The organism is Patescibacteria group bacterium, assembly GCA_026397045.1.
Lineage (GTDB): Bacteria > Patescibacteriota > Saccharimonadia > CAILAD01 > BJGX01 > JAPLVO01.
The window spans coordinates 1-10,276 of the sequence record JAPLVO010000007.1; the positions used below are offsets into that span (position 1 = coordinate 1).

A 10,276-nucleotide genomic window follows, 5' to 3' on the forward strand; every position below is an offset into this window, starting at 1 on the left:
ACAAGCCAAGTGCCTTGCTGAACTGCTGCTCGTTTAATATATTAATACCAAATTTTTTTGCTTTATCAATCTTACTTCCAGGCTCATCTCCTGCTACAACGAAGTTAGTGCTTTTACTAACAACACTTGTTACATTACCTCCTAGAGCAACAACTTTTGAGCTAGCCTCTTCGCGGCTCATAGAGCTTAAAGTGCCTGTAAAAACCCAGCTAGTATTAGTTAATTTACCAGCTTTTTTAGTTGCCTGGTCTTGTACTTCTACACCTGCGGCCACTAGATCATGGACTAATTTTTGATTCACTTTATCGCTAAGCCAGCTAGCCAGGCTAACACTCACAACCTCACCAATGCCGCCAATACTATCGAGCGTCTCTGGCTGGGCCTGCAAAAAGTTATCCAGGCTAGTGAAGTGCTCTGCGATATCGCTAGCAGTCTTGGCGCCAACATGGCGAATACCTAGAGCGTAAATAAATCTACCCAGCGAAACTTTGCAATGAGCTTTGATAGAATCGATTAAGTTTTGGGCTGAAGTTTCGGCGAAGCGATCTAAGCCCACTAAATCATCAGCTTTTAGCTTGAAGATATCTACGGCTGAGACTATTAGGCCTTCACCCATCAGCTGAGCGAGAATCTTCTCGCCCAAGCCGTCAATATCAAAAGCCGACTTAGACACAAAATGAATTAGCTGCTGCCAAACCACTTCTCCATATTGTAAGTTTTCGAGTCTTGCTACTGCCTCGCCTGATGGCTTAATAATTTTCACGCCATTAATTTGGCCGGGCATTATAAAAATTTTTTCCTTACCAGTTCTGAGGCTCACCAGCGGTTCGACAACTTCTGGTATTATATCGCCAGCTTTTCGAATCACCACCGTATCGCCAATACGCAAATCTTTTCGGGCGATCTCGTCTTCGTTATGAAGAGTGGCTCTACGCACGGTACTACCAGCCACTAATACTGGTGCAAGTAGCGCATATGGTGTGACTGCGCCAGTGCGGCCAATACTTAGGCGTATGTCTTCTAAGATTGTAGTTGCTGTTTCGGCCGGAAACTTATAGGCAACGGCGCCGCGTGGTGCCTTACCAGCTACACCTAGGCTATCAAATTCTGAATTATCATTAATAGTGATAACGAGTCCGTCGATGTTGTATGGCAAGCTGTCGCGCTTTTCTGTCCAGCTAGCTATATAGTCTTCTATTTGGGCAATACTTATTAGAGTCTTGGCATGAGGGTCGATCTTAAAACCAAGCTCTCGGGCCATTGCGTGTTCATCGCCGTGGCTATCAAGGCCAGGCAGGTCCATTTCGATACCATAGGCAATAAACTCTAGCTTACGGCTAGCTGCCACACTAGGGTCTAGCTGCCGAATAGTGCCGGCACCAGCATTGCGAGGGTTTGCAAAAAGTGGCTGGCCATCAGAGGCTCGTTGTTTATTTATTCTCTCAAATTCAGCCTTGGGGATAATCACCTCGCCACGCACTTCAAAAAATTCATAGACTTCTTTTGTGACTTTTTTTGATTGCCTTAGTTTTAGGGGTATAGATTCTATTGTTCTGACAGTATGTGTTACATCCTCGCCAGTGGTGCCATCACCACGAGTTATGGCTCTTACAAAAATTCCATTTTCATACTGCAGAGCCATAGCCAGGCCATCCATCTTGAGCTCTCCGTAGTAGTCGTCTTTCTTACTGCCTAGTAGTTTGTGCATTCGAGCCTGCCACCTCTCAAGCTCTTCAAGGCTAAAAACATCATTGAGCGAGAGCATTCGCTTGCGATGAGTAATGCTGGCAAAATCGGCGCTTACTTTACCGCCTACCCGCTGGGTTGGGGAATCTGGAGTTATTAGCTGTGGGTACTTTTCCTCTATTAGCCTGAGCTCACGAGTCAATGAATCATAAACTTCATCTGTCACAGAAGGGTCGTCAAGGACATGGTAGCGATAGCGGTAGTCATCTATTAGATTTCTTAGCTGTAAGGCTCTTTGTAGTTGGTCATTTTTTGACATCCAGTGCTCCTAGTAACTTTGATTGAAAAATAAATACTAGCGGTACAAAAACCGTGATAGTGCTGGCGTAGAATATATTCTGCAAATATACATTCTCATAAATAGACTGGCTAAGGATTGATACCAATGAGAACAAAAAGACTACTAGGATGATGAAAATAGCTATAATAAAATAACCCCCGAATACTATCATTCTATGCCCTCGTGTCAATCTATAGCTTGATCTAAGTGATTCCCAGGCGGTCTTTTCAGAACTGACAGCAATAGCTTGGGCCACTCCAAGCGAGGAAGATAAAACTAGACCGAAGAACCCTAGAGATACTGCCGCTGGAATCAAAATTAGGAAAGATATGTTTAATGATGTAAGCCCCAGGATGAGCCCATACAAGGCCACTAAAGCTGGCAAAAAAGAAGCAATTAAAGCGATAGTGACAGTTATATATTGCAGCAATCTAGCGGCGGCTAAAGTGTAAATAGCGCCAATTTTTAAGTCTGCCGATGATCGTCTTGGCAAAGAATATGTTAGTAGGGCCGTAAAAACCAAGGTCCAAATAAGGGCAGCCGTAATACCGATATCTAATGATATTTTTCCAGTTCTGAGTATATTTATTACTGCCATTGGGACCACCACTACTAGGATTATTCTGCTATAAGTACCTGCCTGTGCAGCCCATTCTTTCATAGACATAATAAGCAAACTAAAAAGGTCTATATTTTTTTTAAATTTATTTTTCATAATAGTTCTGTTATATCTAAATATTGACTAAGCTCCGAAGGGATAATTAAAATTTGACCTCTGGAGGCTTAGCTGCTTCGATTTTTTCTTCCTTTCCAATGTCAAAAAAATCCCTGGCTTTAAAGCCCAATGCTCCACCTACTATATTGGTAGGGAAAACTTTTAGCCTGGTATTAAAGTCGGTGACATTACTATTATAAAACCTCCTGCTCGCCTGAATCTTATCTTCGGTGTCGGCTAGCTCTGTTTGGAGTTGAATAAAGTTTTGATTGGCTTTTAGGTCTGGGTAGTTTTCGGCGACCGCGAATAGGCTCTTTAGGGTCGAGGTTAGCATATTATCAGCTTCGGCTTTTTTAGATATATCCCCTTTGCCGGCGTCCATTGCGGCTGATCTGGCTTTGGTGACATTTTCTAGCACAGACTTTTCGTGTTTGGCATAACCCTTAACAGTACTAATGAGGTTCGGAATCAGGTCTAAGCGGCGCTTCATCTGAACCGTGATATCACTGAGGGCTTCATCGGCCTTAATACGCAAGCGCACTAAGCTATTGTAGGTAGCCCACAATGCTATCGCCAGAACCACTATTACCGCTAGTATTACCCAAATAACTATCATGCTGCCTCCGATTATTTATATTATCTATTATACTACTGTTAATAGATAATAAAACCCCATAGAAATTCGGTTTCACCATAACCCTGGCTCAGCAGCTACAGTTGCTATACCCTTTTTTTATTCTTAATGGTCTCCAGGATTTCTCGAGATGATAATTTCATAATTGTGTCCCAGGTCAAATCCAAGTTATTGTGCAGTAATCCTTTTACAAGCCAATATCCTATCGAATACCCAGCCCAATGCTCATAGGTGCTATTACCGTAGAGTACTCCATCAATCAAATCACGATCTTTTGAAAAGAGGGTTTTATCGTCCATATCATTAAATATTTTGAAAGCTTTATCTTCAGTAAGGGCTATGGCCCAAGCAGCCGAAGACTTGTCAAAAAAATTCTCTCTGAAATTTTCTGCTAGCCCCTCCATAACCATTTTATCAAGCAGGGTATGGTCGTTTAAAATATCATAATGATAATAATTAAAAATAGTATGGTTAAGTTCATGAGCTACTGTATTTTCCAAAGACTTTTTTGTCCATAATTCGGCAGAAAGAAAAATATAAAAGACGCAGCTATAAGGGGTAAAACCCATAACACCCTGCATTGCCACATCTACCTCCGTTGGCAAATAAGGCAAAACATAAACATAATTCTTTATAGGTATCGCAAGATGGCTATTATATTTCAAGGCTGCCTCCTCGATACAATCTCTGATCTCTTGCACTTGTGCCTTCGAAGGCACCTTGTAATCATCAATATCTGCATCGCCAATAAGGCCCAGGATATGGCTTCGTAGCATTTTTTCGTCAAAAAACCCTGCCCGGTCAATACTGCCGCTCTCTCTCATTACATCTAATATCAAATCTACAAGTTTTGCCTTGTTTTTCGGATTGTTCTTATTGTTTGGAAAATAAAATTCAATTTGTACTAAATCTGATTTCATACCACTATATTAACAGAATAAAAACAGGACAGAAAGTTTAGCTCTCTGTCCTGAAGATTACGCTATCCATAAAAAATAACCCCTAGCGGGGCTACTTTTTATGGTGGGCAAGGAGGGACTCGAACCCTCAAGCCCTAAGGCAACGGATTTTAAGTCCGTCGTGTATACCAGTTCCACCACTCGCCCAATAATATGGAGGCGCGTACCGGATTTGAACCGGTGTAGAAGGTTTTGCAGACCTTTGCCTAACCACTCGGCCAACGCGCCATGCAAGATATATTATACCTTGCTTGTCCAATCTGTAAAAGGGTGGAAATGTAGCGTGTTTTTTGATATGATATTTGGCGTAAGTTCAAGGATATACCGTATTTAAGCGGCGAGATAGCTCAGCTGGTAGAGCAGTGGCCTGAAGAGCCATGTGTCCTCGGTTCGATCCCGAGTCTCGCCACCATTACATGCAATGCTTTTCGTCAAAGCCTTACACGCGGGTATAGCTCAGCTGTTTAGAGCGCATCCTTTCCAAGGATGAGGCCGGAGGTTAAAGCCCTTCTGCCCGCACCAGAGATATAGTCAAATATACATTCTACAAATATGCGGGTGTAGCTCAGTTGTTTAGAGCGCTTCCTTGCCAAGGAAGAGGTCGAGAGTTAGAGTCTCTTCACCCGCACCAGTAATGTTATACTTTAGTTATCGATAATATTTTACAAAAAATTATAGACGGTGAATATATAATTCAGCCAAATATCTACATTGCAAGAGATGGCGGTACGCTTGCTTTTGCTATTAAAAACAGTTCAGGTCAGGGACATACGGTTTTTCTTGATAGACGTATATCTTCCGAAACTAAGAATGTGTTTTTTATAGATGGATATCCAGCTTCAGAGGACTCAGTCCAGCTTGGTAAAAATGATGACTTAGTTGTAAAAGTTGAATCAGCACTCAGAAGCTAAGCTAGTGATAATTAAGTAGACTATCACTGAGTAGAAACATTTTAGCTCGATACTTTAACTTTTCGTCACTGACTGCATCGATTGCAGATGTTTGAAAAGCGAATAAATATCAATATTAGCATTCAATGGCGCGATTCAAATATTTACAGAATAATGCTTTAATAGTATAATTATCAGGTTCGCGGGTGATTAGCTCAGTTGGCTAGAGCGCTTCGTTTACACCGAAGATGTCGGGGGTTCGAGTCCCTCATCACCCACCATAATAAGAACCCTGCTTGTCAGGGTTTTTATTATGCGTGATGTGGCTCGAACCCCGGGTTCGGTGTACGAGGAGCGCAGTAGTAAATATCAAGTTCACTTGAATATTTACCGAGCACCGCAGAGAAAAGTCCGCCAGCGGCGGGCGCCATCCCTCATCACCCACCATAATAACAGCCCTGCTTTTGCAGGGCTGTTATTATGAAATATTTTATCTATCCTCGGGCTTTAGAGATAAAATTTTAGGCCTGGGATTGCTCCCAGACCTAATAATCTACTACTTAATGATTTTTTATCGCTATGCAAGCCCCCTTGATTGTCTCGCATAGAATATTCAATTTTGCTAAAAGCTGATCTGCCTGTGTATCGATTGTAAATCCTGAAGATGCCTCTTTGATAGTATCGGACTTTAGGACTTTACGAACCGACTTAATTGCTGTCTCCAGGTAGTTGTTCCTAGATAGCAATTCGGCATTTTTCTTTTGTTCTGACAATACTAGTTTTTTAAGCTCCTTAATCTCTCGCTGAGCCTCTACAAGTTCTTGCCCAACTGTTTTGTACAGCCCCTCTACAGACTCCACCAGAGCCTCTACAACTGGGCTGTTTTCATCTGAAACGAGCTCGATAGCGGCCTTGGTATAGAGGCACTGTTTTAGCAGGTTATACCGGTCCTCCCCTATCGTTCTGGTTATCAATGATTGTATTTCTAGGATCTGTTCGCTGTCCACTTCTTCCAGACTCAGTATTGCTACATTATCGAACTCTCTGGTGCCACTCATCATGCTTTGCCTTTCGCTGGAGTTGACTTAGAGTTATACCATAAAGATAATAGTAGGTCAATTCCGTATTCTTTGCTAAACTTAGCTTATGACCAAAATTATTAGGGGTAAAGACATAGCCCAAGCATTACTTGATTCAGCCAAAGCTGGAATTAACAAACTATCCGTGCCCCCTAAGCTTGTAATTATTAGCTATAATGCCAATAAAGCATCGAGCCAATACATAAGCCTCAAGACAGAAAAAGCAGCCGAAGTAGGGATAGAATGCGCTAAGCTGGATTGGTCCAGCCAAGACCTCGACAGCTGCAAACTGGCGATGCAGAAATTAGCTAGCGACGGATCTGTAGACGGGATTATAGTCCAGCTACCAGTTACAGGCCTTGATAATTTTCAAGATGTATTAAATTTAATCCCAGCTAGCAAGGATGTTGATGGACTCTCTGAAGCCTCGCTGATATCTTTAAAAGAAAACAAGCAGGTTCTTATTCCTGCTACGCCAAAAGCAATATTAGAGATTATCGAAAAAGAAAATATTGAATTGAATAATAAAAATATTCTAATTATAGGCCAAGGCAAGCTAGTTGGCTTACCATTAGGTATTATATTAAAAAATAAAAGACTCAATATCACTACTGCCGATGCCTCTACTAATAACCTAAGCGATTTAACAATCGATGCCGACATAATAATAACAGCCACTGGATCGCCCAAATTATTAACTGGAAATATGGTAAAAGATGGCGTAATAGTTTTGGATGCCGGTGCTGCCGAAAGCGATGGTAGAACCATTGGGGATGTTGAATACGAGAGTGTTGAGCCAAAATGCTCGCTAATATCAAAGGTTCCAGGTGGCATCGGCCCAGTTACCGTGGCTTGCTTGCTCCAAAATGTCGTTGAGGCATCAAAAAACTCACAATGAATAATTTGTGAGTTTTTATTCTACATATGGTACCGCGAAGAAGACTCGAACTTCCACGCCTGATATATTAGGCACTAGCCCCTCAAGCTAGCGTGTCTACCAATTCCACCACCGCGGCTCGATATATTAAGTTCTATTAGCACCCCATATTATTGAGGGGCTAAACTAGCCTAATTATTATGCTCGCTACTGCTCTGGCAGCTAGCGCGGTTACCATTCGCTGTACAGCGAACCACCACCGCGGCTCGATATATTAAGTTCTATTGGCACCCCGTGTTATAGAGGGGCTGAACTTAATTCGGTTATTATATCTTAAAATACCTGCATTGATAAGCTCTAGTGGTACGATGATAAGCCTGGAACATGCTCTAATAAATGAGACATTGTGTACTCATTTCGCATATGCACCATTCCGAATTCTTTAGTGGCGCCTAATTTAGCCATTGGGTTAAGTAGGTTATTTGGGTCAAACATGCCCTTAACTTCCTTGAATAGCCTGTAGGTACTCGCCCCATACATCTGCCTTAGATATATGCCCCTCATAATCCCATCATTATGCTCGCCAGAGATACTCCCGCCCAAACCTAGCACCATTTTATAAAATTCGTCACTAAGGGTGTAAATCTTCTGGCGATCCCTAATATTGCTCAAATCCATAAATGGCTGGATGTGCAAGTGCCCATTGCCAGCGTGCCCCCAGACGGCGTCCTTAACCTTGTATTTGTCCAGCATTTTATAGGCCTTGAAGACAAAGTCTCCAAACTTGTCGAGTGGTACCACCCCATCTTCAATTATCGGTAGGGCTTTCTTTGGGCCTTGCTTCATCCATATTATGGCAGCTGCCTGGCGTCGGATCCTCCACAGGTGATCTTGCTCTAGCTTATTTACACTGATTTTATAATCATAGGCATGTCGGCTGAGTATTTCTTTGGCTTTATCTGTTTTCTTACTTCTCAGCCTGGATTTTACATCGTCGAACTCGACTAGGAGTATTACTTTTGGAAACTTATCTGGTAACAAATTAGCTAAAACATCTGGTCTGTTATCAAGAACAAATTTTAGAACATTGTCATCTACCAACTCCTGCGCGCTAGGTAATAGTGGCGATATTTCCATTACTGCCTGCTGGAGCTTTTTAACACTATCAAAAAAGCCCACTAGTAATGTAGTGTTTGGGTTGAAAGGTATATGATACAGCGTCGCTTCAGATATGATACCAAGCGTACCTTGGGCCCCAACTAGAAGCTGTGACATATCAAAACTTCCGTCATTACGCTTGATATCCCACAGATCGTAGCCAGCAGAGTTCTTTGAGACATTTGGTCGGCTTTCGGCAATTAAGTGCTTATTGCTCTCGATAAGCGAATCTAAGGCGTTATAAATGTCACCTTCCAGATCTTTTTGCTTCTTTTTTTGAGATAGCTCTTTTTTGCTCATGCGGTAGGTCTCGATAACATCGCCATTATGTAGTACTACTCTAAGACTTGCGACATAATTTCGAGTAGCCCCGTATTTTAGAGTCTTTTCGCCTGAGGAATTATTCGCAATAGACCCTCCGATAGAGCAAAAATCCATACTCGCCGGGTAGGGTGGCAAAAACCTACCATGGCTTTTAAGGGTGGTCTCTAAATTTCCATAAATCATCCCTGGCTGGACAGTGACAGTTTCTTTATCCATCGATAATAATTTATTCATATGCGCAGGGAAAACCATACTGATTCCTTCAGACAAGGCTGCGCCTCCTTGATCCGTCCCCTTGCCGCGGGCGGTTATGGGCAGGGCCTTATTGGATCCAATTAGGCCATTGTTATATCTTACAACCTCTACCACATCATTTTCATTCATGGGATAGATAACTACTTTTGGAGTGACCTTAAAAATGCTACCATCGGTAGAAAAGTATTCCCTGCTCTTAGGGTCAACTGCTATGTCTCCATGAATCTTTTCTTGTATTTCTTTTATAATTTTACTCATCATATATAGCATAGCAATTATACATCGTAATAAGAAGTGATATTTGACATTTCAGTTAATACCTCTAGTATAATACTTAAGGTAAATATGAAAAACCAACGATCTAGGTCTTACTTTAAATCTACAAAAAAGGCCGATACAAAAATAAATAAGCCTCTTGTCATAAGTTTTCTAGCTATTTTTATTTTATTCGGTCTTTTAATTATACTCAGAGGTTTTGCTTCTAGCGGGATACCGGTCTTTGGTACCGACCCCGACTACTGGCGAGACAAGATAGGCTATTGTGAATCCGGCGGACGCTACGATCGTATAGGCCCTGGTGGCCATACTGGAAAGTATCAATATGACGCAAGAACCTGGAAAGGAGCAGTTGGGCCCGAACTGGCTGCCCAATACCCTCAGGCCTATATGGCCCCTGGCGACATACAAGAGCTAGCATTTAATAACACTTTTGCAAGGCGTGGCACTCAGCCCTGGAACGCTAGCTATCGGTGCTGGATCAAAGACACTACATTCGCACAAGCACCAACAAGCGAACAATCAATCGATTCCCCTGTTCCATCTGGGCTACCGACTGCCCCTATACTGCCCGCCAACCCCTTTGGGGTCCCGTCAGAGGCTTACAACCTACTTGTCAGCGGTAGGGCCAGTATTAACGACCAGCCCTTGCCGGGCCTAAAGATTGAGACATGTGTTAAGGATAGGACTGTCACTACCGACCAGGAGGGTCGCTTTAGTATCACCGTGCCCCTGGATGTATCATTCTGCTTAAGACCAATTGATGGCGTACCTGAGGGGGCTAAGCTAACCCGCACAAATAATAATATAGAAACATCAGGCCAGCCAACTTACGAATTCCAGCGAGCAGGGGTAGATGCCTACAGGAGCGTTTGGTACTTCCTTCGTCCAGAGTTTAATTGGGACCGTAGGAACGACACAGGCTATAACTTCTACTACACTAAATAGTTTCTTATTTCGAAAATAGCATCATAGGCACTACTACGGATTAAGCTACCTTTTTATCAAGTACCAATCATATATATTATAAAACCTATTACTTGGTTCCTGGATTTTTTTTGCGTCAAAGCCCTTCAGAGAGTC

General features: G+C 42.3%; 8 protein-coding genes and 7 tRNA genes. 6 read left to right on the forward strand and 9 right to left on the reverse strand.

Features of this window, described 5'->3' with window-relative positions; all coding sequences use genetic code 11:
• The 6 genes from ligA to NT111_00730 form a co-directional block, all read right to left on the reverse strand.
• Nucleotides 1-2,005 (reverse strand): NAD-dependent DNA ligase LigA (ligA, locus tag NT111_00705; GenBank protein ID MCX6804530.1); only part of this gene is annotated, 2,005 nt, incomplete at its 3' end.
• Complete coding sequence (locus tag NT111_00710; protein MCX6804531.1) at nucleotides 1,992-2,741, reverse strand: hypothetical protein; 750 nt, start codon at nucleotides 2,739-2,741, stop codon at nucleotides 1,992-1,994. The genes ligA and NT111_00710, both read right to left, overlap by 14 nt.
• A gap of 46 nt (nucleotides 2,742-2,787) precedes the next feature.
• On the reverse strand, nucleotides 2,788-3,357 hold the full coding sequence (locus NT111_00715; protein ID MCX6804532.1) for a LemA family protein: 570 nt from the start codon (nucleotides 3,355-3,357) through the stop codon (nucleotides 2,788-2,790).
• Nucleotides 3,358-3,461: 104 nt separating this feature from the next.
• A complete protein-coding gene (locus tag NT111_00720; GenBank protein ID MCX6804533.1) occupies nucleotides 3,462-4,295 on the reverse strand; it encodes a DUF2268 domain-containing putative Zn-dependent protease in 834 nt (277 codons plus the stop codon).
• 101 nt (nucleotides 4,296-4,396) lie between these two features.
• Nucleotides 4,397-4,481: transfer RNA gene (locus tag NT111_00725), tRNA-Leu, on the reverse strand.
• 7 nt (nucleotides 4,482-4,488) lie between these two features.
• Nucleotides 4,489-4,562, reverse strand: a tRNA-Cys gene (locus tag NT111_00730).
• Between the two features lie 108 nt (nucleotides 4,563-4,670).
• On the opposite strand from NT111_00730, the gene NT111_00735 reads away from it, so the two are divergent.
• The 4 genes from NT111_00735 (at nucleotide 4,671) to NT111_00750 (ending at nucleotide 5,505) form a co-directional block, all read left to right on the forward strand.
• Nucleotides 4,671-4,746, forward strand: a tRNA-Phe gene (locus tag NT111_00735).
• Nucleotides 4,747-4,779: 33 nt separating this feature from the next.
• Nucleotides 4,780-4,856, forward strand: a tRNA-Gly gene (locus NT111_00740).
• A gap of 32 nt (nucleotides 4,857-4,888) precedes the next feature.
• Nucleotides 4,889-4,965, forward strand: a tRNA-Gly gene (locus NT111_00745).
• 463 nt (nucleotides 4,966-5,428) lie between these two features.
• A tRNA-Val gene (locus NT111_00750) sits at nucleotides 5,429-5,505 on the forward strand.
• 279 nt (nucleotides 5,506-5,784) lie between these two features.
• Here NT111_00750 and NT111_00755 read toward each other — a convergent pair.
• On the reverse strand, nucleotides 5,785-6,285 hold the full coding sequence (locus NT111_00755; GenBank protein MCX6804534.1) for a hypothetical protein: 501 nt from the start codon (nucleotides 6,283-6,285) through the stop codon (nucleotides 5,785-5,787).
• 85 nt (nucleotides 6,286-6,370) lie between these two features.
• Between NT111_00755 and NT111_00760 the strand changes: the two genes are divergently transcribed.
• On the forward strand, nucleotides 6,371-7,201 hold the full coding sequence (locus NT111_00760) for a bifunctional 5,10-methylenetetrahydrofolate dehydrogenase/5,10-methenyltetrahydrofolate cyclohydrolase (GenBank protein MCX6804535.1): 831 nt from the start codon (nucleotides 6,371-6,373) through the stop codon (nucleotides 7,199-7,201).
• A 27-nt stretch (nucleotides 7,202-7,228) separates the two neighbouring features.
• Here NT111_00760 and NT111_00765 read toward each other — a convergent pair.
• Together NT111_00765 and NT111_00770 are read right to left on the reverse strand one after the other, a co-directional pair.
• Nucleotides 7,229-7,319: transfer RNA gene (locus tag NT111_00765), tRNA-Leu, on the reverse strand.
• A 218-nt stretch (nucleotides 7,320-7,537) separates the two neighbouring features.
• A complete protein-coding gene (locus NT111_00770; protein MCX6804536.1) occupies nucleotides 7,538-9,178 on the reverse strand; it encodes an FAD-binding oxidoreductase in 1,641 nt (546 codons plus the stop codon).
• A gap of 84 nt (nucleotides 9,179-9,262) precedes the next feature.
• On the opposite strand from NT111_00770, the gene NT111_00775 reads away from it, so the two are divergent.
• Complete coding sequence (locus tag NT111_00775) at nucleotides 9,263-10,141, forward strand: transglycosylase family protein (GenBank protein ID MCX6804537.1); 879 nt, start codon at nucleotides 9,263-9,265, stop codon at nucleotides 10,139-10,141.
• Nucleotides 10,142-10,276: the final 135 nt, after the last annotated feature.

Bases quoted from the DNA above. Each gene is read 5' to 3' on its own strand.
- NT111_00710 (MCX6804531.1), bottom strand. From the start codon at position 2,741: ATGAAAAATAAATTTAAAAAAAATATAGACCTTTTTAGTTTGCTTATT.
- NT111_00715 (MCX6804532.1), bottom strand. From the start codon at position 3,357: ATGATAGTTATTTGGGTAATACTAGCGGTAATAGTGGTTCTGGCGATA.
- NT111_00720 (MCX6804533.1), bottom strand. From the start codon at position 4,295: ATGAAATCAGATTTAGTACAAATTGAATTTTATTTTCCAAACAATAAG.
- NT111_00755 (MCX6804534.1), bottom strand. From the start codon at position 6,285: ATGATGAGTGGCACCAGAGAGTTCGATAATGTAGCAATACTGAGTCTG.
- NT111_00760 (MCX6804535.1), top strand. From the start codon at position 6,371: ATGACCAAAATTATTAGGGGTAAAGACATAGCCCAAGCATTACTTGAT.
- NT111_00770 (MCX6804536.1), bottom strand. From the start codon at position 9,178: ATGATGAGTAAAATTATAAAAGAAATACAAGAAAAGATTCATGGAGAC.
- NT111_00775 (MCX6804537.1), top strand. From the start codon at position 9,263: ATGAAAAACCAACGATCTAGGTCTTACTTTAAATCTACAAAAAAGGCC.